Origin of the sequence: Comamonas sp. 7D-2, assembly GCF_022749555.1 — a bacterium.
GTDB lineage: Bacteria > Pseudomonadota > Gammaproteobacteria > Burkholderiales > Burkholderiaceae_C > Comamonas > Comamonas thiooxydans.
The window spans coordinates 2,047,611-2,068,191 of record NZ_CP094238.1 but is presented as its reverse complement, the minus strand read 5'-3'; the positions used below and the strand labels follow the sequence as shown (position 1 = coordinate 2,068,191).

The following is a 20,581-nucleotide window of genomic DNA, read 5'->3' as shown; positions in this document are numbered from 1 at the left end:
AACTTCTCCCTGATTCAGGCCGCCAGGTGCAGCATCTGCCTGGCCTCCCTGGGAGTGGCGACTTCACGGCCCACATCACGCGCATAGCGAGCCAGCTGCTCTATCAGCGGAGCGTTGGATGTGACCTTGCTGCCGTCGGGCAGATAGAAAGTGTCTTCCAGTCCGCTGCGCAGATGTCCGCCGAGCTCGGCTGTGCGCAAATGGGTGGGCCAGATCTCGCTGCGCCCGATCAGCGTGGTCTGCCATGGCGCATCCTTGATCTTGAGCCTGAGCAGTATGGGCAGCAGATCGGGGTCTGCCGGCATGCCGGACTCCACCCCCATCACGAAGTTGTATTCGGGCAGGCCTCGGTACATGCCGGTTTCCACATACATGCCCACGCAGCGCACGATGCCCACGTCAAAGCACTCGAACTCGGGCAATGTGCCGGTCTCTGCCATCACATCGAGAAAGTCCTGCACCTTGGCGGGCTGATTGTCGAACAGCATGGGCGGCCAGGCCCAGCTTCCATTGCTGCGGGTCTTGAGATAGTTGAGCGAGCCCGCATTGCAGGCCGCCATCTCTGGCCGCGTGGCACGTAAACAATCCAACGGTCCCTGGTAGTCGGGGCCGACCACGCCAGTGGTCTGATTGATGATGAGCTCGGGGCAGGCTGCACGCATGGCATCCACGCAGGCCCTGGCCACTGCCGGATCCCAGCTGGGCAGATGACCCTTGCCCTCCTCCTGGCGCCTGAAGTGGACATGAACCACCGATGCGCCTGCGTCATAGGCTCGGCGCGCCTCCTGCGCCAGTTGCTCTGGCGTCACGGGCACATGATGCTGATTCGGATCGGTCAGTACCCCGGTAATGGAACAGGTAATAATGGCTTTGTCGGACATATCGCTCCTTGGATAGAAGCTGATAACGCTTCATTCACAAGCGTTTCAGGCTGATTTCGCTCAAATTTCCCGGCAACGGCTGAGGCCGCTGCAACAGCCGCGCTAGATACGCCACTGGCGCGCGGCCAGCTCTTTCATGATTTCCTCGGTGCCGCCGCCAATCGTCAGCACCTTGACTTCGCGGTAGATGCGCTCGCTCAGCGTGCCGCGCATAAAGCCCATGCCACCCAGAATCTGCACCGCCGTATCGGCGCAGAACTGCATGGTCTGGGTGGCGTGGTTCTTGAGCACGCAGACCTCGCCCACCCAATCCGCACCGCTATCGCCGCCATCGGCACGTGCGCAGACGGCGTTGAGCCAGGCTTCGGTGCTGCGCAGGCGCTGCTGCATATCCACCAGCTTGTGGCGTATGACCTGATGCTGATTGAGCGTCACGCCAAAGGTCTGGCGCTGCTGGGCCCAGGCCAGCGCCTCGTCATAGCAGGCCTGGGCAAAGCCCAGTGCACCACAGGCAATGCCCAGGCGCTCACCGTTGAAGTTCTGCATGATGGCGCGAAAACCCTCACCCTCGGCGCCGAGCAAATGGCTGGCCGGCACGCGCACACCATCAAATAACAGGTGGGCCGTGTCCGAGCATTGCCAGCCCATCTTGTGCAACGGGCTGCGTCTCAAACCCTTGCTGCCGCCAGGCACCAGGATCAGGGAGATGCCGGATGCACCTCTCTCCTCGCCCGTGCGCACCGCCACCGTGATCCAGTCCGCACGCATGCCCGAGGTGATGAAGGTCTTCTCGCCCTCGATCACATACTCGTGGCCATCGCGCCTGGCCCTGGTACGCAGCGCCGCTACGTCCGATCCGCCGCCGGGCTCGGTAATCGCCAGCGCCGCGATCTTGCGGCCCAAGAGCACATCGGGCACCACCTGCTGCTTGAGCGCATCACTTCCCAGAGCCACCACGGGCGGCAGGCCGATGTTGTGCGACAGCAGACTGGCCAGCACGCCGCCACTGCCGCCGTAGCGGCACAGCGCCAGCCACAGAGCTGCGCGCAGGCTGTGTGTAGCCGCAGTACCACCGAGCTCCTCGGGGTAGCCAATGCCGAGCAGCCCCAGCTCGGCGGCCTGGCGATAGAGCTGGCGCGGGAACTCGCCCGCCTCGTCCCAGGCCGTGACATGGGGGGCGATTTGCTCGCGCGCAAAGCGACGCACCAGGTCATAGAGCATTTCGCGTTCAGCAGCATCCGTCATGCAGGACCTCCAGACATGGGCGCCAGTTTCAGCAGCACCTGACTTGGCGCCACCTGCTGGCCGGCATTGACCAGCACGGCCTCGACCCGACAGTCGGCCTTCACGCTCAGACTGTGCTCCAGCTTCATGGATTCGATGACCACGACCACATCGCCGGCCTTGAGCGCCTGCCCGGCCACCGCCCCCAGTTGCACCACACGGCCGTTGAACGGCGCGCGCAGTTCTGCAGTCTGGCCCGCTGCTGCCGCATTCTCGGGCGGGGCATAGCTCACATCTTCGAGCCACCAGTCCACGCCGCCGGCCTGCAGATGCCAGCGCGAGCCGCCCTGCCCGGCGGGCAGTTGCACGGCCTGCACGGTTTGGGTCAGGCCCTCACATCTCGCTCGCCAGCAATCGCCCAGCAACTCGTCGACCTGCAGCAGCGCAGGCTCGGCGCCATGCCGCTGCAGCAGCCAGCTTTGTGCGGTCTCGGGCCGCAGCATCAGCTCCTGTGTCCGGCCCCGGTGCTGCAGCTTGCGCAACTGGGCATAACTGCAAGCCAGCGGCCCCGGCCTTTGGCCCACGGCGCACAGCGCTCCCCAGTGCTGGTGCGCCAGAGCTTCCTTTTCTCGCAGCAACTGCTGCAAGCGTGGCGCATCGCCCGCCAGATAGGAGATCAGAGCCTGGCCGCGCCTGAACACCTCGTCGTTCAGGCATTCAATCAGAAAGGCGCGGTTGGTCGGCAAGCCCAGCACCCTGAGCCGGCCCAGCGCATGAATCAGCCGGTCGATGGCTTGCTCTCGCGTTGGCGCATGGACGATCAGCTTGCCCAGCATGGCGTCGTAATAGGGAGTGACTTCGCTGCCGGTGTGCAACGCGTGGTCAAAGCGCAGCGGCGCGCGACTGAAGACGGCGGCCTCGGGTGCCGAGAAATGCCGCACCACGCCGGTATGGGGCTGAAAGTTCTCGTCTTCGGCGCACAGCCGCACCTCGATGGCATGGCCGTCAAGCCGAACCTGCTGCTGCGTCAGCGGCAAGGCTTCGCCGCGCGCCACGCGAATCTGCCATTCGACCAGATCCAGACCAGTCAATGCCTCGGTCACAGGATGCTCGACCTGCAGTCTGGTATTCATCTCCATCAGATAGAACTGCCGGCCTTCGACCAGGAATTCCACCGTACCAGCCCCCACATAGCCTGCGGCCTTGGCCAGGGCCACGGCGCAACTGCCCATATGCTCGCGCTGCTCGGCATTGACGGCCGGACTGGGGGCTTCCTCGATGATCTTCTGGTGGCGACGCTGAACCGAGCAATCGCGCTCCCCCAGATGAATCACATGGCCATGCCCGTCCGCAAACACCTGCACCTCCACATGGCGCGGATGCATGACGGCACGCTCCACCAGCAAGTCACCGTTGCCGAAGCCAGCCAGAGCCTCCGAACGTGCGCTGTTCAGAGCGGCATGCAACTGGTTGGCACTTTCCACAAGCCGCATGCCGCGCCCCCCACCACCTGCCACGGCCTTGACCATGACGGGGTAGCCAATCATGGCGGCTTCATCGGCAAAGCGCGCGTCGCACTGGTCATCGCCTTCGTAGCCCGGCAGACAGGGCACGCCATGGGCCTTGGCCAGTTGCTTGGCTGCGGCCTTGCTGCCGAGCTGGCGAATCGCCGCCGGCGGCGGGCCAATCCAGATCAGGCCCGCTTCCTGGACGGCCTGGGCAAAGCCGGCATCCTCGCTGAGAAAGCCGTAGCCGGGGTGCACGGCATCGGCCCCTGTTGCCTTGGCGGCCGCCAGCAGCTTGTGCATGTCCAGATAGCTCTGTGCCGATGTCAGCCCGCCCAGTGCATAGGCCTGCGTGGACTGTTGCACATGGAGGCTTCCCGCGTCCGCATCCGAGTACACCGCCACGGTATCTATGCCCATGCGCCTGGCCGTAGCCATGATGCGCAGCGCAATCTCGCCACGATTGGCAATCAGAATGCGCTTCATGATGTGCCTCCTGCCTTGCAGGTCCAGGGCGCGGGCTGCTTGCTGGAAAAGGCCTTGAGCCCCGCCCCCGCCTCAGCGCTGCGCAGTGCACTGGCAAAGGCCTGCGCGCCCTGGTTCAGCGATGTATCCAGACTTTGCCCGCCAATGGCTGCCAGCAATTTTTTGGTGGCTGCCACCGCCTGCGGTGCAGCCAGTGCGCAGATTTCAAGCTGATGCTGCAACTGCTCGCGCCAGTGGGCAGCGTCTGTGGCCTGGATCACGGTCTGCACCAGACCGACCTTCTGCGCCTGGCTTGCGGACCAGCGCTGACCGCCCAGCAACCATTGACGCCCAGAACCATCGCCCAGCCTGCGCAGCACAAACGGCGCGATCTGCGCAGGCACGATGCCCAGCGTCACCTCGGGTGTGGCAAAGACGGCCTGCTGATCCGCCACCACCCAGTCGGCCACGCAGACCAGCCCCACACCGCCGCCCATGGCTGTGCCCTGCACGGCAGCGATCAGCAACTGGGGCAACTCTGCCAACTGCTGCAGCAGATGACCAAACTCGCGGTTGACCTGAACCAGCGGATCCTGCGCGCCCGCAGGCAGCGGAGAGCCTATGCTGCTGGCAAAGCCTCCGAGGCTACCGCCCGCACAGAAATGCCCGCCGTTGCCGCACAGCACGACCACGCGCAGCAGTGAATCCTTCTGCGCTCTGGCGGCGTGATCGCGCAAGGCTTGCACCACCTCATCAGTCAGCGCATTGCGGGTTTGCGGCGAGTTCAGCCGCCACCATTCCACAAAGCCGTTGCCCAAGGGAAGACGTTCGATTTCAAGCACCTGGGTCATGCGCCGCTCCTCAGTGCGCCTGGCGCTTGATCAGTCCCATGGTCTTGCCGATGATGCCCAGCATGACCTCGTCGGCACCGCCGCCTATCGAGCCCAGACGCCCGTCGCGGTACAGGCGCGAGACGCGGTTGTCCCAGGTAAAACCCATGCCACCCCAGAACTGCAGACAGGTATCGGCCACTTCGCGCGTCAACCGCCCCGACTTCAGCTTCGCCATGCTGGCCAGCTGCAGCGCATCCTGGCCCGCCATATATATCTGTGCGGCACGGTAGGTCAGCGCGCGCAGCGCCTCGACTTCGGTCTGCAGCTCGGCCAGCTTGAACTGCACCCATTGCTGATCGATCAGGGTGCTGCCGAACATCTGTCGCTGCTGTGCCCACTCGATAGTCTGCTGAATGCAGTCCTCCATGGCGAGCAAGCCGCTGGCCGAGGCCCAGAGCCGCTCTTCCTGAAACTGCTGCATCTGATAGATAAAGCCCTGCCCCTCCTGACCCACCAGATAGCGCTGCGGCACGCGCACCTCGTCAAAGAACAGCAGGCCCGTGTCCGAGGAGTTCATGCCGATCTTGCGCAGCTTCTGCGCCACTTCCACGCCCTTGGTCAGCTTGCCGCGCGGGCCCTCCCGCAGCGGCACCATGATGAGACTTTTATTCTTGTGCACCGGTCCATCACCGGTGTTGACCAGCATGCACATCCAGTCCGCCTGAATGCTGTTGGTGATCCACATCTTCTGGCCGCTGATGATGTAGTCATCGCCATCCTTGCGGGCATGGCTTTTGATACCCGACACATCGCTGCCCGCACCGGGCTCGCTCACGCCTATGCAGCCCACCATATCGCCCGCGATGGCGGGCGCCAGAAACTGATCGCGCAAGGCGTCGCTGCCAAAGCGTGCCAGTGCGGGCGTGCACATATCGGTCTGCACGCCAATGGCCATGGGCACACCGCCGCAGCGGATATGACCCAATGTCTCGGCCATCATCAGGCTGTAAGAGTAATCCAGCCCCGCGCCGCCATAGGCTTCGGGCTTGGTCAGGCCCAGCAGGCCCAGATCACCCAGCCCCTTGAACACCTGGTGCGCCGGGAAGATCTCCTCCCGCTCCCATTCATCGACATGAGGATTGATCTTCTCGTCGATATAGCGCTTGAGGGTCTTGCGCACTTCCAGATGTTCATGGGTCCATTGCATGGCTTGTCTCCGTCGAGTCCTGTTTGGAAGAAAAGGGAAAAGGTGCGGCACTACATGCGCGCGACCCCGAACTGCATGGGGCGCACTGTGCGCTGCTGCGCTTCGTGCAAGGTCTGCAGGCAGAACGAGAGCACTTCTCGGGTGTCGCGCGGGTCGATCACGCCGTCATCCAGCAGCAGCCCACTGGTCACCAGCGCATCAGCCTGGGCCTCGAACATGGCCACGATCTGGTCGTACTGCTTTTGCATCAGCTCGGCATCGACGGGCAAGCCCTTGCGTGCCATGGCGGCCTCGGTGACCTGGCGCATGGTGCTGGCCGCCTGCTCGCCGCCCATCACTGCCGTCTTGGCGCCGGGCCAGCTGAAAAGAAAGCGCGGCGCATAGCCGCGGCCGCACATTCCGTAGTTGCCCGCACCGAAGCTGGCCCCGCACTGAATAGTGATCTGCGGCACGGTGGCATTGGTCACGGCCTGGATCATCTTGCTGCCGTGCTTGATCATGCCGGCCTGCTCGCTGTCCTTGCCCACCATATAGCCCGTGGTGTTCTGCAGATAGATGATGGGATGACCGAGCTGGCACATCCATTGGATGAAATGCGCAGCCTTGTTGGCACCAGCCACATCGATGGGACCGTTGTTGGAGATCAGGCCCACGGCATAGCCCCCGATATGCGCCTGCGCACACAGCGTGGCCGCACCGTAGCCGGACTTGAACAGCAGCAGCTCGGAACCATCGACCAGCCGCGCCATGACTTCGTGCATATCCACTGGCTCGCGATGGTGCGCTGGCATCAGCCCCAAGAGCTCATCGGCCTCGTAACGCGGCTCGACGACTCCTGAACCGGCAGCCTCCCGTTTGGATATATCAAGCGCTTCAGGCCTTTTCCACTGGGACAGCTGAGACACCACAGCGCGTGCCATGCCCAGGGCTTGGCGGTCGTCCTCCGCGAGATACTCGCCCAGCCCCGAGACACTGGTGTGCATCTCGGCACCACCCAGCTCTTCCTCGGTCGCAATTTCACCAGTCGCCGCCTTGAGCAAGGGCGGTCCAGCCAGAAAGGCACGCGAGCGACCGCGCACCATGATGACCACATCCGACAACCCCGGCATATATGCACCACCAGCCGTGCCCGAACCATGCTGCACGGTGATGACAGGCAAACCTGCGGCCGACAACCGCGCCAGGTTGCGAAACAAGGCTCCGCCCATCACAAAGCCCTCGACGCGGTAGCGCATGAGATTGGCTCCCGCGCTTTCGACCAGATGGATGAAGGGCAGCTTGTTCTGCAGCGCGATCTCCTGCACGCGCAGCATCTTGTCCAAGCCTTTTTCCTGGATGGCTCCCGCCTCGATGCCCGAGTCGCTGGCCACGACCATGCAGCGCACGCCGCTGACAAAGCCGATGCCCGCCAACATGCCGCCTCCTGGCACGGATTTTTCAGGGTCTGCCCTGTCCTGCAGATAGCCTGCCAGTGAGCACAGCGGCAACCAGGGGCCCCCCGGGTCCAGCAGCAAGGCCACGCGCTCGCGCGGCAGCAACTGGCCACGCTTTTCAAACTGCGGCTTGGAGCGTTGCGATGCCTGCGCGGCGCGCTGCTCCAGCTCACGCAGCGCGGCGATGCGCGCCAGCGTAGCGGCCCGGCGCTGCTGCGCCTGCTCGCCAGCTGCATTCCATTTCGATGCAAAGACGCTCATGACTGAAACACCTTGGGAGTCTGGTAGAGAGAAAAGCCATCAAATGCACGCACTGCGCCGCGTTGCTGCACCTCGGCACTGGCGGCCACCGGCCCCATGCCCATGCGCACCTGGGGACGGGCGCCATCGACGCGCAGCACCGTGCCGCTGATGAAACTGGCTGCGGGACTGAGCAAAAACACGATGGAGGCGGAAACCTCGGCCTCGTTACCAAAGCGCCCCGCCGGCACGGTAGCGGGCATCTTGCGCAACATGGCAGCCGCTTCGGGTGGATAGTGATCCATGCCGCTGGAGGCGATGTAGCCGGGTGCGATGGCATTCACACGCACGCCATGGGGCGCCCATTCCGCAGCCGCCGTCTCGGTAAGGCTGACCATGCCTGCTCGCGCCGCGCCGCTGTGCCCCATGCCCGGCATGGAGCCCCACATATCGGCCACCATATTGACGATGGAGCCGCCATGCTCTGCCATGTATTGCACAAAGCATTCGCGCGCCATGAGGAAGCCTCCTGTGAGGTTCGTGTCCAGCACGGCCTGCCAGCCCTTGGCTCCGATGCTGGCCAGGGGCGCAATGTATTGCCCACCCGCGTTATTGACCAGGGCGTCGATGCGCCCGTGGCGGGCCAGAACCTCGGCCACCAGCGCTTTGACGGCAGCCTCATCCCGTATATCCGCTCCGTGCCGGCTGACTCTGTCTGCCGGAACTCCGGCCTGCTGCAACTCGGCTTGGACAGCAACCAGCTTGTCCTGATTACGTCCCACCAGGGCAACTGTGGCGCCCAGGGATGCCAGCTCGTGCGCAACACAGCGGCCGATGCCCGAGCCGCTACCGGTCACCACAACCACCTGCCCCGCAAACAATGCGGCACGGAATACGGATTGGTACATCAACGCTCTCCAATGAATAAAGCCAGGGCTTGCTCGGTAAGCTCATCCAGCGTCAGCCCCCGACCCTCGGTAAACCATTGAGCCGTCCAGTTCAATGCGCCAAAGATCAGCAGTCGCGCGATTTCGGGACGGGCCTTGAGCTTGCCCGTGCGGTGCAGCGCCTGCAACACGGGCATCCATTGCGCTTCGTAGGCATCCTTTTGTGCGCTCACCTCCATGCGCTGCGCATCGCTGAGCAAGCGCCATTCGTAAAGCATGACGGGGATGAAGTCGCTCTCGCCGCCGACCATGATTTGCAGATGATTACGCACCAGAGCGCTCAGTCGTTCCACGCCGTTGGCACGTGCCCCCAGTGCTTGCAGCGCAGCGTTCTGACTCACCGCAGCTTGAGTCATCCCATCCTGCATCACCGCGTGCAGAATGGCTTCCTTGCTCTCAAAAAAATAGAAGATAGACCCCGACTGCATACCTGCAGCAGCGGCGATGTCACGGGTGCTGGTGCCGTGAAATCCGCGCTGCCTGAACAGCTGCGCCGCGACCTTCACCAGCTCGCCACGACGCATGCTTTCATTGCGCTCATCGGCCGACTTCGGAGGCCTGCCGCGACCGCGCTTTTTTACTATGACTGCTTCATGACTTGTTTGCATGAGACGCAGCATATCGGCCTTTGCTATTTTTACCAATCATTTGCTTTGTAAAAATAACTAGGGCTTGTACGCAAGGGTTTTCAAGAAATCAGCTCTCAACCGGCCTGGCACGGTAAAGGCCTGGCGAGCTGCCCGTCCAGCCCTTGAAGGCACGCTGAAACGCCGCTGCGTCGGCAAACCCCAGGTCTGCCGCTAGCTCCGTAAAACTGACTTTGCTGGTTCCCAGTCGGGAGACCGCGATATCCCGGCGTAGCTCATCCTTGATGGCCTGAAAGGAGGTGCCCGCAGCCGCCAGCTTGCGCTGCAGCGTAGGGGCCGACATGTTCAGCTCAGCGGCCGTGGCTTCCAGCCCCGCCCACTGCGGACGCGACTGCAGCAAATGGGCATGCACACGGGCATCCACACCTTCTCCCGTACGCGGCGGCATGATGGCTGCCGCCGGCCAGCTGGCCACAAAGGTCTGCAGTGCCTGCTCGTCGCGACTGCAGACACGGGCGAGCTTGCGCGCATCAAACCAGAATGCCGAAAACGGCAGACCGAAATGCAATGGCGCCGGAAAGGTATCGCCGTAGTCGTTGGCGTAATCAGGCTGGCCGAAGGCAAAGTCAAAGTGCTGCACCTTGAGCGTACCGCCCATCAGCCAGGCAGTAAGCCGCCACAGCACGCGCAGGGAGAACTCATAGAGGAAATTGGGCAAGGGCTCATCGCCCACAGGGCGCAGCACAATGCCTGCCAGCGCTCCATCACGCACCAGTTGCACATCCACCTGATCCTGCAGCAGCACATGGGCCTGGCACATGCGCTGCAACGCGGTCTCCATCCCGTGCCCTGAAAGGGCCTGACGCGCAATCAGCTCCAGACTGCCGCGCTTGAGCGGTCTGGAGAATTGGCACATGGCCTCATCCCCCAGCATCTCCACCACTCGCCACATCAGCGCCACATACTGGTCTGCCGTGACTCTGGCGCCGTCCTGCGCCAGCAGCAAAGGGGCTATGCCGGCACGCAGCAGCAGCTCCTCGCAGTCATGGCCGCGTCTTCTCACCCCGGCAGCAATACCCCGCACCAGCGCCATGGAGATCGTGAAAGGAATGATGGAAGCAGCAGCCATGAACAGATCACATTGAGGTCTTTTGACATACGAAAGATGCGCTCGGCAATGGGTTTGCGCATCGGTAATTCCTACGATGGCTCTCATTGCCCAACACCTGTTTGCCACTTTCCCAAGGAGCCCCCATGAGTCGCAATGTGTTTGTTGCCGGCGTAGGCATGATTCCATTTGCCAAGCCCGGAAAGAGTGATCCCTACTTCCAGATGGGCTCCAGCGCCACGTCCCTGGCGCTGGCAGATGCAGGCCTCGCGTATGACGCAGTGCAGCAAGCCTATGTGGGCTATGTCTACGGTGACTCCACCGCCGGTCAGAGAGCGCTGTATGAGGTGGGCATGTCCGGCATTCCCATCATCAATGTCAACAACAACTGCTCCACCGGCTCCACCGCACTGTTCCTGGCACGTCAAGCCGTGGCCAGCGGCGCTGCCGACTGTGTGCTGGCCCTGGGGTTCGAGCAGATGACCCCTGGCGCACTGGGCTCGGTCTTTAGCGACCGGCCCAGCCCCTTTGACCGATTCGAAGCGGAAACCGATGCCCTGGTCGGCGGCAACGGCGTTCCGCTGGCCCTGCGCTACTTCGGCGGAGCAGGCAAGGCACATATGGACCAGTACGGCACGCAGCTTTCCACCTTTGCCAAGATCCGCGCCAAGGCCAGCCGCCATGCAGCGCGCAATCCCCTGGCCCTGTTCCGCACCGAGGTGTCAGAGGAGGAGGTCATGGCCTCTCCCGTGATGTGGCCGGGCGTCATGACCCGGCTCATGGCCTGCCCACCTACCTGCGGCGCGGCGGCGGCCCTGCTGGTGTCCGAAGCCTATGCGCTCAAGCATGGCCTGGACCACAGCGTGCGCATCCGCGCCCAATCCATGACCACGGACAGCCCCAAGACCTTCGAGGCCCACGATATGCGCGAAGTGGTGGGCTTCGGCATGGCTCAGGACGCTGCCAGTCAGGTCTATGAACAGGCCGGCATCAGCCCCCAGGACGTTGATGTAGTGGAGCTGCACGACTGCTTTGCACAAAACGAATTGCTGACCTACGAGGCTCTGGGCCTGTGCCCTGTGGGCGGTGCGGAAAAATTTGTCTGCGACGGCGACAACACCTACGGCGGCAAGTTTGTGACCAATCCATCGGGCGGTCTGCTATCCAAGGGACACCCGCTGGGCGCCACCGGTCTTGCCCAGTGCACAGAATTGGTACAACAGCTGCGCGGCCGGGCCGATCAGCGCCAGGTTGCCAATGCCCGCCTGGCGCTGCAGCACAACCTCGGCCTCGGTGGCGCCTGTGTGGTCACCCTCTACGAGCGCGTCTGAAGGAGCGGCCAATGATTGACACCCAATGGATAGGGCATGACCTGCCCTCTTCTGAGCTCAGCCTGGACCGCAGCCGCCTGCGCTTCTTTGCCAAGGCCATCGGTGAAAACAACGCCGTCTATACCGACCTGGAGGCCGCCCGCGCAGCGGGCTACCCGGACCTGCCCGTGCCCCCCACCTTTTTGTTTGCGGCGGAGATGGACAGCGGCGCGTCCGACCTGCTCCTGCAAACCCTGAACATCCCGATCACCAAGATCCTGCATGGCGAGCAGAGCTTTTGCTATCACCGGAGCGCCTGCGCCGGAGACCGCATCACGGTGCAGTCCAGGATCGATGACATCTACAGCAAGAAGAACGGCGCACTGGAATTTGTCGTGAAGTCATCGCGCGCCATCAATCAGAACAACGAGCTGGTGGCCGAGATGCGCTCCGTCATCGTGGTTCGCAACTAGAAAGGACCGGCAATGAACATCCCTCGCTACGACAAGGTCCAGGTTGGAGATGCACTGCCGACCCTCGACCTGCCCCCGATCAGCCGCACCACGCTGGCCCTGTTTGCCGGAGCCTCGGGCGACCACAACCCGATTCACATCGATACCGACTTCGCGCGCAAGGCCGGCATGCCTGATGTGTTTGCCCACGGCATGCTGGGCATGGCCTGGCTGGGGCGACTGCTGACCAACTGGGCGCCGCAATCCAGGCTGCACCGTTTCGACGTGCGCTTTCAGGGCATTACCCATCTGGCCAATGCGATCTCGTGCACGGGCCGCGTTATGGAAAAACGAGATGCGGACCGCAGCGTCCGCGTCGAGGTGCAAAGCAGCAACCAGCATGGCCAGACCAAGATCGCGGGCGATGCCTGGATCAGCCTGCCCTGAGAACGTATTGATTCGCCCAAGGAGACAGCAATGACAGGAAAACTCGACGGCAAGGTAGCCCTGGTTTCAGGATCGGGCCGCGGCATAGGCCGCAGCATCGCCCTCAAGCTGGCCAGCGAAGGCGCACGCCTGGTCATCAACGACCTCGATGCCGAACCCGCCAATGAGACCCTGGCCCTGATACGCGAGATGGGCGGCGAGGCCGTTGCCTGCGTGGGCAATGTCACCCACACCGACTTTGCCGAGCGCTTTGTCGGCGCCGCCGTCCAGCAATACCTGGGACTGGACATCATCGTCAACAACGCCGGCTACACCTGGGACAACGTCATCCAGAAGATGAGCGACGAGCAGTGGTACGCCATTCTCGACTGCCATTTGACCGCCCCGTTTCGCATACTGCGTGCGGCTCAGCCCGTCATCAAGGCCTTGTCCAAGGCCGAGCTGGAAGCTGGCCAGCGCGTCATGCGCAAGGTGGTCAATATCTCCTCGGTGGCGGGCCTGTTCGGCAATGCGGGCCAGACCAACTACTCCGTGGCCAAGGCCGGAATCACGGGCATGACCATGACTCTGGCCAAAGAGTGGGGACGCATGAACGTCAATGTGAACTGCGTGGCATTCGGACTCATCAAGACCAGGCTGACCAGCTCCGCCGCCAATGGCGAGACGGCCCACATCGAAGGCCGCGACATCAAGGTAGGCGTGAACCCCGGCCTGATGGCAGCCATGGAACAGACGATTCCCCTGGGTCGCGCTGGCACGCCCGACGAAGCGGCGGGTGCGGTCTACCTCTTTTGCCAACCCGAGTCGGACTACATCAGCGGCCAGACCTTGATGTGTACCGGCGGCCTGACCGGGGTCTGAACATGCTGCTGCCCAAACCCTTTCAACATGCCTGGATGAATGCAGATATCGATGCTTTCAGAGAGCAGGTGCGCCGCTACATAGTGCGCGAACTGACACCCCATGTACCCGCCTGGCGCGCTCAGGGCTATGTGCCGCGCGAGATCTGGCGCGGCTTTGGCGCGCATGGCTTTCTGCTGCCCGAGATGGACGAGCAATGGGGCGGCGGTGGCGGCAATCTGGCCTACCAGTTGGTGGTTCAGGAAGAGCTGACCAAGGCCGAAGTACATGCTATCACCAGCGTGCACACCATCGCCTCGCACTACCTGCTGGCCTATGGAACTGAAGAACAAAAGCAGCGCTGGTTGCCCAGGCTTTGCAGCGGCGAATTGCTGGCCGGCATTGCCATGACCGAACCCAGCGTGGGCTCCGACCTCAAGGCCATGCGCACACGGGCCCAGCGCGACGGCGAGCACTACGTTATCAATGGCTCCAAGACCTTCATCACCAATGGCTACACGGCCAATTTGCTGGTGGTGGCCGTGCGCACCGGAGATGCCGGAAGCGGCGGCGTATCGCTGGTGGTGCTGGAGACGGAAAACCTGCCCGGCTTTCGCGTGGGTCGCAGGCTAGGCAAGATCGGCCAGCATATTTCGGACACCGCCGAGCTGTTCTTTGAAGACCTGCGCATACCCGCCAGCCACCTGCTGGGAGGCACCGAGGGGCAAGGCTTCAAGCAGCTGATGAGCCAATTGCCCTATGAACGCATGCTGCTGGGGGTCAGCGCCGCTGCAGCCATCGAGATGGCTGTTGCACTGACCGTGGACTACACCCAGCAACGCAAGGCATTCGGCCAGACGATTGCAGATTTCCAGAACACGCGCTTCAAGCTGGCCGAATGCGCCACCACAGCCCATGTGGTGCGCAGCTTTGTCAACGACTGCATACAGCGCCTGCTCGACGGCACTCTGGATAACGAGGCCGCCTATATGGCCAAGTGGTGGTGCAGCGAGCAGCAGTGCAAGGTGATGGATGAATGCCTGCAGCTGTTCGGCGGCTACGGGTATATGGAGGAATATCCCATCGCGCGGCTGTACACCGATGCCCGGATCCAGAAGATCTACGGAGGCGCTAACGAAATCATGAAGGACCTGATCGCCAGACGCCTTTTCGCCCAATAGCTCTCGCATTGATCGCTTTCTCTGTTTCAAGAAAGGCCAGTCATGTATCTCACGCAAAGCTTGCGTCGCGCCGTGCAGCAGACGCCTCATGCCACAGCCAGCATCTACAACGGTCGCAAACGCAGTTTTGCGCAGCTAGGGGAGCGAGTCGCCCGCTTCGCCGGTGCGCTGCAAGCTCTGGGCACCCAGGCCGGGGACCGGGTCGGGATTCTGAGCCTCAACTCAGACTGGTATCTGGAGTACTACATGGCCTGCTACTGGGCAGGCGTGGCCGTCAATCCCATCAATATCCGCTGGAGCGCCAACGAGATCGCCTACTCCCTCGATGATTGCGACACCCACATTCTGCTGGTGGATGACAGTTTTGCGCCTTTGACACCGGAACTCCTCAAGCTATCCCGCTCTCTGCAAACGCTGATCCACCTGGGCGATGGTCCTGCTCCGCAGAACATGCTCTCCTATGAAGCGCTGGTGGCAGACAGCAGCCCGGTTGAAGACGCCATGCGCAACGGCGACGATCTGGCCGGCGTCTTCTATACCGGTGGCACCACGGGCTCCCCCAAGGGGGTCATGCTCTGCCATCGCAATCTCTATACCAATGCCATCTCGAGCGTGTCGTCACAGATCGTGCGCGCAGGCAGCATCGGCCTGCACGCAGCCCCCATGTTCCATCTGGCTGACGGTGCGTTCATGAATGCCCTGTTCGCCGCAGGCGGCTGCCATGTCATGGTGCCGCGCTTCGATCCTCTCGCGGTACTGCAGGCCATCGCCAGCACCGGCGTGACCGATACGCTGCTGGTGCCCACCATGATTCAAATGCTGGTGGACCACCCCGATCTGCACAAATATGATCTGAAGTCGCTGCGTCAGATGGCTTATGGAGCCTCACCCATCTCCGAGGGCCTGCTGGACCGGGCCATGCGGACCATCCCCGACGTGGATTTTGTGCAGGCCTATGGCATGACGGAGGTATCCCCCATCGCCACCATTCTTTCCCCCGAGATGCACCGCGAACCAGGCCGGGCCAAGGGCCGCCACCGCAGCGCCGGACGCGCCACGGCCTGCACCGAGGTGCGCATCGTCGATCCCGAAGGGCGAGAGGTGCCGCGTGGCGAGGTCGGTGAGATTGCGGTTCGGGGCCCCGGAGTGATGCTGGGCTACTGGAACAAGCCTGCCGAAACCGAAGCCGCCATCCGTGATGGCTGGATGCATACGGGCGATGGCGGCCGCATGGATGACGAAGGCTACGTCTTTGTCGTGGACCGCATCAAGGACATGATCATTACCGGTGGCGAGAACGTCTACAGCATTGAGGTGGAGAGCGTTATTGCCACCCATCCTGCCGTGGCCTCGTGCGCCGTCATAGGCATTCCCCATGAACATTGGGGCGAGCAGGTCCATGTCTTCATCGTGCTTAAGCCCGGACAGAGCCTGGAAGCCCAGGAGCTGATCCATTTCTGCAAGGAGCGCATCGCCGGCTACAAATGTCCCCGTGATGTTTCCTTTGTCGAGGCCATGCCGCTATCCGGTGCAGGCAAGATCCTCAAGACCAGCTTGCGGGCCCCGTTCTGGGCCCATCATGAAAGAAAGGCCACCTGATGTCTGATCTGGTTCTCTGGGAAGTTCGCAACGGCGTAGGTCATATGGTTCTGAACCAGCCCGAGCGGGGCAACGTGATCAGTACGGCCATGGCTCACAACCTGAAGGCGGTGGTAGGGCGGGCCTGCAACGCGGATATCGGTGCCCTGCTCATTTCCGCAAGCGGTAAGCAATTCTGCGTCGGGGGCGATATCAGCGAGTTTGGCGAACATCGCGAGCGACTGGCACCGCTGATCGGCGCCATGCTTGATCTGCTCAACCCTGTCATGCATCAGCTGGCCAGCTTGCCGCTGCCAGTCATCAGTGCCGTGCAAGGCCCTGTCGGAGGTGGCGGCATCGGGCTCGCACTGTGTGCGGACCTGGTACTGGCCAGCCGTCACATGTTTTTGCGCGGAGGGTACTCCGCCATCGGCCTGAGCCCGGATCTTGGTGTATCGGGCTATCTCACCCGCCGTGCCGGTGCTGCCAGGGCCAAATACATTCTGATGAGCAACCGCGCTGTCGCGGCCGAGGACTGTCTGCGCATGGGCCTGGTCGACGAGCTGCACGAGCCCGAACAGCTGCTGGCGGCGGCAACCGCGCTGGCCGAAGAGCTTGCCGGCGGCCCCACCAACTCCTTGGCGGGCATCAAAAGCCTCTGTGACTCGGCACATCGGCAAGATCTTCAGCAGCAACTGGGTGCCGAGCGCGAAGCCATGCTGGCCTGCGCCCGCTCCGGCAACAGCCACGAAGGCGTGACTGCCTTTTTGCAAAAGCGCAAGCCCGTGTTTCAGCGTCGCTGAATCGTTTGCCTGTTTTTTAGGCGCAACAGGCAAAGCCTTGCCAGTCAAGGCTTTGCGCATTTATTCCGATATTTACCCACAGGCCAGACCACATGTTCTGGGGATAAGCACGAAGCTGGTGTGTAATTACCGACATGCCCCGATTGATTGCACCCAGCAAGGACGAAAGTGCCCTGCTCCCTCCGTTTCTGGAATTGCCCGAACATGCAATCCACATACCGCAGTCCGAAACCGAATTTGAAGCCGCCTTCAAGGCCATGAATGCCGAGCCCGTGCTCGGCTTTGACACTGAAAGCAAACCCATCTTCAATATTGGCCAGCAAGACAGCGGCCCTCATCTGGTGCAGCTTGCCACGGCCAGTCAGGTCTGGCTGCTGCAACTGCATAGGCCCATGGCTCTGGAAGTGTCGCGCATGGTGCTGGCTGCAGAACATATCTGCAAGGTCGGCTTCGGGCTCGATAACGATAAACACTCCCTGCCCCGCAGGCTGGGGGCGCCGCTGATCAATATTCAGGATCTGGACAGCCGCTTCAAGCGGCTCGGCTATGGCCCATCAGTGGGTGTGCGCGCCGCCGCGGCGCTGGTGCTCCAGCAAAGCTTTCGCAAGTCCAAGCGCACCACCACCTCCAACTGGGCTGCCACAGAACTCAGCCCGGCCCAGCGACGTTATGCCGCCAATGACGCCCATGCTCCGGTCGTGATCTATGCCCGCCTTCCCGCCTGGGAAAGCACACAACCAGTCCTTCCCCGACGCGGCCCCAGGAGTCCGAGGTCGTAAACGTTCAGCCCTCAGATCGCGAAAAGAAGCCAATCGTCAAAGCACCATAAGCTCTGCGCCCGACAGCGGGATTCAGGCAATCATTCTCCATTGCAGCTCGCTCTCGTCCTGCGCAGAGCTCATGACACAATCCCGCCCTGCCTTCTTGGCCTGGTATAGCAGCGCATCGGCCCGAGCCAGTGCCTGCTCGAAATCCTGTGCGGAACTGAGTGCAGCAATGCCAAAACTGGCTGTTACCTTGAGTTGCGCAGCCAATCCTCCGAGCACCTGGCTTTGCAAGCGCTCACGCACACGCTCCACAATGGCTTGCGCTTCGAACAGCTGTACTCGCGAGAGCAGCAAGACAAACTCCTCTCCGCCGAAGCGGGCAACCAGATCGCAGTCTCTGACCTGCTGAGTCAGCAACTGTGCCAGTTGCTGTAGCACCTGATCGCCGGCCGCATGGCCCCAGTTGTCGTTGATGTATTTGAAATGATCGATGTCCACGGCAACCACGGCCCAGGGCACCAGCCGCTGATCGGCCAAGCGCGACTCTGCGGCCTCCATGAAGGCGCGGCGATTGAGCAGGCGCGTCAAAGAGTCACGGTTGCGCTCTTCGCGCAATGTCGTCATCACATCCCTGACCGAGCAGGCCAGCAATCCAACGGCAAACCACATCGCAAACAGAAGCGCTATGGCCTGGGTGAGCAACCAGTATCCAGATCGGGTCAGCTCCTGCACTTCGTGAACGGGCAACAGACTTACGGCCGCCGGCCTGAACAAGGCATAACAGACGTTGAGCCCATAGGCCCAGCGCACGCCACGCTCCAGCCAGTCCTTTGACGAATCGGCCTTGAGAAACGCCGGCATGGCCAGGGTCAGCTGCAAGGCCATGGCCAGAGCCAGGCACTGCACGCGGACCCATAAATCATTCTCGATCCGGGAAAAATAGAACAGCACGGACAGGGCGACGACAGCGATCAACAGGCCGCCGGCCACGCTTGCCCCTGCCGACCCCAGCCGCAAGGACATGCCCTGCGCCAGCGACCAGGTTCCCAGCAAATACAGGCATGCCGTCATCAGGGCGAAATGACTCAGTTGCGCATTGCTCATCAGGCTTTGCGCAGCCAGAGCTGTCGCGAGCAGCACATAACCGCCCACCAGCCAGAGCAGGAACAACGCACGCGGCTGTCGGCGCTGCACATACCAGCAAGCCAACAAGGCAAACCCGAACAACACCACGCAAGCCGGCGCAATCAAGGCAAAGTACAAATCTGCAGGCTGGCCCAATTTAGGTTCTCCGCGCAGGAAACTGTGAATTCAACGTCGTCCATTCTCCGGCGAGAAGTATCTCCAATATTCCAATACAGCGCTCGCTTTCACTCTGGCATAAGCACATAGCCATTAGGTCGTTCTCCTGAGTCGGCGTCCTGCCCATAATCAATGACGCCAAAGCTCTGGCTGTGGCGTTCGAATAACTTGCCAAAGAGACACACACATGCGCATAGAGACACTCGCCGTACATGCCGGCTATTCCCCCGACCCCACCACCAAGGCTGTGGCCGTGCCCATCTACCAGACGGTGGCCTACGCGTTTGACAGCGCCCAGCATGGCGCCGATCTGTTTGATCTGAAGGTCCCGGGCAATATCTACACGCGCATCATGAATCCCACCACCGACGTACTGGAAAAGCGCGTCGCGGCGCTCGAAGGCGGCATTGCAGCGCTGGCCGTGGCATCGGGCATGGCAGCCATCACCGCCGCCATCCAGACCCTGGCCGAAACGGGTGACAACATCGTGTCGGCCAGCACGCTCTACGGCGGCACCTACAACCTGTTTGCCCACACCTTCCCGCAGCAAGGCATCGAGGTGCGCTTTGCCGATCCACGCGACCCGGCCAGCTTCGGCAAGCTGATCGACGCCAGGACCAAGGCGGTATTCATCGAGTCCATCGGCAACCCTCTGGGCAATGTGACCGATATCCGCGCTCTGGCCGATGTGGCCCACCGGCACGGCGTGCCGCTGATCGTCGACAACACCGTGCCCTCTCCCTATCTGCTGCGCCCGTTCGAACATGGCGCTGACATCGTCGTGCATTCGCTGACCAAATACCTGGGCGGCCACGGCACCAGCGTTGGCGGGGCGATCGTGGACAGCGGCAAGTTCCCCTGGGCGGAGCACAAGGCCCGCTTCAAGCGCCTGAACGAACCCGACGTCAGCTACCATGGCGTTGTCTATACCGAGGCCCTTGGCCCCGCCGCATTCATAGGCCGCGCCCGCGTCGTGCCGCTGCGCAACATGGGCGCCGCCATCTCGCCGCAGAACGCCTTCCAGATTCTGCAAGGCATCGAAACCCTGGCCCTGCGCATGGACCGCATCTGCGAAAACACGCAGAAGATTGCAGAAACGCTGCAAAAACACTCCAAGGTGGAATGGGTGCGCTATGCAGGCCTGAAAGACCACCCCGACCACGCCATCGTGCAAAAACAGTCTGGCGGCCGCGCATCGGGCATTCTGTCGTTCAGCCTCAAGGGCAGCGAAGGCCGTGCGGCCGGTGCGCGTTTCCTGGATGCGCTGCAGCTGTTCACGCGCCTGGTCAATATCGGCGATGCCAAGTCGCTGGCCACCCACCCTGCTTCAACCACGCACCGTCAGCTGGATACGGACGAACTGGCCAAGGCCGGCGTGACCGAAGGCATGGTGCGCCTGTCCGTGGGCATCGAGCATATTGACGATCTGCTGGCCGACCTGAACCAGGCGTTGGAACAGGTCTGAAGCGGG

General features: G+C 62.4%; 19 protein-coding genes. 9 read left to right on the top strand and 10 right to left on the bottom strand.

The window, feature by feature from the left end:
* Positions 1-14: 14 nt before the first annotated feature.
* The 9 genes from MPZ60_RS09570 to MPZ60_RS09530 form a co-directional block, all read right to left on the bottom strand.
* On the bottom strand, positions 15-881 hold the full coding sequence (locus MPZ60_RS09570) for a 3-keto-5-aminohexanoate cleavage protein (RefSeq protein WP_003069778.1): 867 nt from the start codon (positions 879-881) through the stop codon (positions 15-17).
* 102 nt (positions 882-983) lie between these two features.
* A complete protein-coding gene (locus MPZ60_RS09565) occupies positions 984-2,126 on the bottom strand; it encodes an acyl-CoA dehydrogenase family protein (protein WP_034351703.1) in 1,143 nt (380 codons plus the stop codon).
* Positions 2,123-4,096, bottom strand: coding sequence for a biotin carboxylase N-terminal domain-containing protein (locus MPZ60_RS09560; protein ID WP_034351701.1), 1,974 nt, complete (start codon positions 4,094-4,096; stop codon positions 2,123-2,125). The genes MPZ60_RS09565 and MPZ60_RS09560 overlap by 4 nt, the downstream gene beginning before the upstream one ends.
* A complete protein-coding gene (locus MPZ60_RS09555; protein ID WP_034351699.1) occupies positions 4,093-4,926 on the bottom strand; it encodes an enoyl-CoA hydratase/isomerase family protein in 834 nt (277 codons plus the stop codon). The genes MPZ60_RS09560 and MPZ60_RS09555 overlap by 4 nt, the downstream gene beginning before the upstream one ends.
* 10 nt (positions 4,927-4,936) lie before the next feature.
* Positions 4,937-6,115, bottom strand: a complete 1,179-nt coding sequence (locus MPZ60_RS09550) for an acyl-CoA dehydrogenase family protein (protein WP_034351697.1) — start codon at positions 6,113-6,115, stop codon at positions 4,937-4,939.
* Positions 6,116-6,165: 50 nt separating this feature from the next.
* A complete protein-coding gene (locus MPZ60_RS09545; protein WP_034351695.1) occupies positions 6,166-7,809 on the bottom strand; it encodes an acyl-CoA carboxylase subunit beta in 1,644 nt (547 codons plus the stop codon).
* Positions 7,806-8,696 carry an SDR family oxidoreductase gene (locus MPZ60_RS09540; protein ID WP_034351693.1) on the bottom strand — a complete coding sequence of 297 codons (891 nt, stop codon included), beginning with the start codon at positions 8,694-8,696 and terminating at the stop codon, positions 7,806-7,808. Before MPZ60_RS09540 ends, MPZ60_RS09545 begins: the two co-directional genes overlap by 4 nt.
* A complete protein-coding gene (locus tag MPZ60_RS09535; protein ID WP_034351691.1) occupies positions 8,696-9,355 on the bottom strand; it encodes a TetR/AcrR family transcriptional regulator in 660 nt (219 codons plus the stop codon). The genes MPZ60_RS09540 and MPZ60_RS09535 overlap by 1 nt, the downstream gene beginning before the upstream one ends.
* 76 nt (positions 9,356-9,431) lie before the next feature.
* Complete coding sequence (locus tag MPZ60_RS09530) at positions 9,432-10,451, bottom strand: AraC family transcriptional regulator (protein WP_012837849.1); 1,020 nt, start codon at positions 10,449-10,451, stop codon at positions 9,432-9,434.
* A gap of 125 nt (positions 10,452-10,576) precedes the next feature.
* Here MPZ60_RS09530 and MPZ60_RS09525 point away from each other — a divergent pair, with 125 nt between their 5' ends.
* The 8 genes from MPZ60_RS09525 to MPZ60_RS09490 all read left to right on the top strand — a co-directional run bounded on the left by MPZ60_RS09525 (position 10,577) and on the right by MPZ60_RS09490 (position 17,820).
* Positions 10,577-11,761, top strand: a complete 1,185-nt coding sequence (locus MPZ60_RS09525; protein ID WP_034351689.1) for a lipid-transfer protein — start codon at positions 10,577-10,579, stop codon at positions 11,759-11,761.
* An 11-nt stretch (positions 11,762-11,772) separates the two neighbouring features.
* Positions 11,773-12,213: a MaoC family dehydratase N-terminal domain-containing protein gene (locus tag MPZ60_RS09520; RefSeq protein WP_034351687.1), complete on the top strand. Its 441-nt coding sequence runs from the start codon at positions 11,773-11,775 to the stop codon at positions 12,211-12,213.
* 12 nt (positions 12,214-12,225) lie between these two features.
* Positions 12,226-12,639 (top strand): MaoC family dehydratase, encoded by a 414-nt coding sequence (locus tag MPZ60_RS09515; RefSeq protein WP_034351685.1) that lies wholly within the window; start codon positions 12,226-12,228, stop codon positions 12,637-12,639.
* A 30-nt stretch (positions 12,640-12,669) separates the two neighbouring features.
* Complete coding sequence (locus MPZ60_RS09510) at positions 12,670-13,500, top strand: SDR family NAD(P)-dependent oxidoreductase (protein WP_034351683.1); 831 nt, start codon at positions 12,670-12,672, stop codon at positions 13,498-13,500.
* Between the two features lie 2 nt (positions 13,501-13,502).
* Positions 13,503-14,660: an acyl-CoA dehydrogenase family protein gene (locus MPZ60_RS09505; RefSeq protein WP_080746247.1), complete on the top strand. Its 1,158-nt coding sequence runs from the start codon at positions 13,503-13,505 to the stop codon at positions 14,658-14,660.
* A 42-nt stretch (positions 14,661-14,702) separates the two neighbouring features.
* Positions 14,703-16,259, top strand: a complete 1,557-nt coding sequence (locus MPZ60_RS09500; protein ID WP_034351681.1) for a long-chain fatty acid--CoA ligase — start codon at positions 14,703-14,705, stop codon at positions 16,257-16,259.
* A complete protein-coding gene (locus MPZ60_RS09495; RefSeq protein ID WP_034351679.1) occupies positions 16,259-17,041 on the top strand; it encodes an enoyl-CoA hydratase/isomerase family protein in 783 nt (260 codons plus the stop codon). The genes MPZ60_RS09500 and MPZ60_RS09495 overlap by 1 nt, the downstream gene beginning before the upstream one ends.
* Before the next feature lie 134 nt (positions 17,042-17,175).
* Positions 17,176-17,820, top strand: a complete 645-nt coding sequence (locus MPZ60_RS09490; RefSeq protein ID WP_034351677.1) for a 3'-5' exonuclease — start codon at positions 17,176-17,178, stop codon at positions 17,818-17,820.
* 72 nt (positions 17,821-17,892) lie between these two features.
* Here the strand turns inward: MPZ60_RS09490 and MPZ60_RS09485 are convergent, their stop codons facing one another.
* The gene (locus tag MPZ60_RS09485; protein ID WP_034351676.1) at positions 17,893-19,089 is read right to left on the bottom strand and encodes a diguanylate cyclase; all 1,197 of its coding nucleotides are present in this window, start codon (positions 19,087-19,089) and stop codon (positions 17,893-17,895) included.
* Between the two features lie 208 nt (positions 19,090-19,297).
* Between MPZ60_RS09485 and MPZ60_RS09480 the strand changes: the two genes are divergently transcribed.
* Positions 19,298-20,575, top strand: a complete 1,278-nt coding sequence (locus tag MPZ60_RS09480; protein ID WP_034351674.1) for an O-acetylhomoserine aminocarboxypropyltransferase/cysteine synthase family protein — start codon at positions 19,298-19,300, stop codon at positions 20,573-20,575.
* Positions 20,576-20,581 lie beyond the last annotated feature (6 nt).

Excerpts from the sequence above, each read along its gene's own strand:
- MPZ60_RS09570 (WP_003069778.1), bottom strand. The coding sequence starts at position 881 with ATGTCCGACAAAGCCATTATTACCTGTTCCATTACCGGGGTACTGACC.
- MPZ60_RS09565 (WP_034351703.1), bottom strand. The coding sequence starts at position 2,126 with ATGACGGATGCTGCTGAACGCGAAATGCTCTATGACCTGGTGCGTCGC.
- MPZ60_RS09560 (WP_034351701.1), bottom strand. The coding sequence starts at position 4,096 with ATGAAGCGCATTCTGATTGCCAATCGTGGCGAGATTGCGCTGCGCATC.
- MPZ60_RS09555 (WP_034351699.1), bottom strand. The coding sequence starts at position 4,926 with ATGACCCAGGTGCTTGAAATCGAACGTCTTCCCTTGGGCAACGGCTTT.
- MPZ60_RS09550 (WP_034351697.1), bottom strand. The coding sequence starts at position 6,115 with ATGCAATGGACCCATGAACATCTGGAAGTGCGCAAGACCCTCAAGCGC.
- MPZ60_RS09545 (WP_034351695.1), bottom strand. The coding sequence starts at position 7,809 with ATGAGCGTCTTTGCATCGAAATGGAATGCAGCTGGCGAGCAGGCGCAG.
- MPZ60_RS09540 (WP_034351693.1), bottom strand. The coding sequence starts at position 8,696 with ATGTACCAATCCGTATTCCGTGCCGCATTGTTTGCGGGGCAGGTGGTT.
- MPZ60_RS09535 (WP_034351691.1), bottom strand. The coding sequence starts at position 9,355 with ATGCTGCGTCTCATGCAAACAAGTCATGAAGCAGTCATAGTAAAAAAG.
- MPZ60_RS09530 (WP_012837849.1), bottom strand. The coding sequence starts at position 10,451 with ATGGCTGCTGCTTCCATCATTCCTTTCACGATCTCCATGGCGCTGGTG.
- MPZ60_RS09525 (WP_034351689.1), top strand. The coding sequence starts at position 10,577 with ATGAGTCGCAATGTGTTTGTTGCCGGCGTAGGCATGATTCCATTTGCC.
- MPZ60_RS09520 (WP_034351687.1), top strand. The coding sequence starts at position 11,773 with ATGATTGACACCCAATGGATAGGGCATGACCTGCCCTCTTCTGAGCTC.
- MPZ60_RS09515 (WP_034351685.1), top strand. The coding sequence starts at position 12,226 with ATGAACATCCCTCGCTACGACAAGGTCCAGGTTGGAGATGCACTGCCG.
- MPZ60_RS09510 (WP_034351683.1), top strand. The coding sequence starts at position 12,670 with ATGACAGGAAAACTCGACGGCAAGGTAGCCCTGGTTTCAGGATCGGGC.
- MPZ60_RS09505 (WP_080746247.1), top strand. The coding sequence starts at position 13,503 with ATGCTGCTGCCCAAACCCTTTCAACATGCCTGGATGAATGCAGATATC.
- MPZ60_RS09500 (WP_034351681.1), top strand. The coding sequence starts at position 14,703 with ATGTATCTCACGCAAAGCTTGCGTCGCGCCGTGCAGCAGACGCCTCAT.
- MPZ60_RS09495 (WP_034351679.1), top strand. The coding sequence starts at position 16,259 with ATGTCTGATCTGGTTCTCTGGGAAGTTCGCAACGGCGTAGGTCATATG.
- MPZ60_RS09490 (WP_034351677.1), top strand. The coding sequence starts at position 17,176 with ATGCCCCGATTGATTGCACCCAGCAAGGACGAAAGTGCCCTGCTCCCT.
- MPZ60_RS09480 (WP_034351674.1), top strand. The coding sequence starts at position 19,298 with ATGCGCATAGAGACACTCGCCGTACATGCCGGCTATTCCCCCGACCCC.